The organism is Streptomyces sp. WM6386, assembly GCF_000972385.1.
Lineage (GTDB): Bacteria > Actinomycetota > Actinomycetes > Streptomycetales > Streptomycetaceae > Streptomyces.
In genome coordinates this window covers 1-492 of the sequence record NZ_JXTE01000453.1, presented here as the reverse complement: position 1 = coordinate 492, position 492 = coordinate 1, and the positions used below count along the sequence as shown (strand labels likewise).

The 492-nt window shown below is 71.7% G+C and carries 1 protein-coding gene; it reads right to left on the bottom strand.

The window, feature by feature from the left end:
- Positions 1–66: 66 nt before the first annotated feature.
- Positions 67–408, bottom strand: coding sequence for a hypothetical protein (locus TN53_RS42205; protein ID WP_046264208.1), 342 nt, complete (start codon positions 406–408; stop codon positions 67–69).
- Between the last annotated feature and the right edge of the window lie 84 nt (positions 409–492).

Here is a 492-nt window from a genome sequence, read left to right as displayed (position 1 = left end):
CATTGCTTACGGTGGCTGAAACCGTACGAGGCTCCGATTCCGGCTGATGTGGAGGTGAGTCATGCGTCAGGCGTCAGCCGACCTGCTGAACCCACACGCCCCACCGCGCCACGAGGTGTTCGAAGCAGAGGCCCGCGCCGCTCCGGCGGCGCGCAGCTCGCCCAGGTACGTCGACCAGGACATGGCGCTGCCCGTGACATCGCGGCCGATACGGACCGTGCGCACCGAACCGGGTACCCAGGCACGGCCGTTGTCCCGGCCGTCGATCGCGTGCAGCAGCCGTTCCACCGGGAACAGCGGGGGAGTGCGCGGATGCGTGGCGGCCGGCGCCCACACGGCGAAGTGCCGCGGCGCGTCCGCGGCACCGCTTCGGGTCGGCCGGTGCACCGCCGGCATGCTCGCGTCCATGGCTCCACCCCGTCGTCGTGGTCGGGGCCGGTGATCACCCCGGTACTGGGGTCAGCATCGGCGGTGCCATAACACCCCCCCCCC

Excerpts from the sequence above, each read along its gene's own strand:
- TN53_RS42205 (WP_046264208.1), bottom strand. The coding sequence starts at position 408 with ATGGACGCGAGCATGCCGGCGGTGCACCGGCCGACCCGAAGCGGTGCC.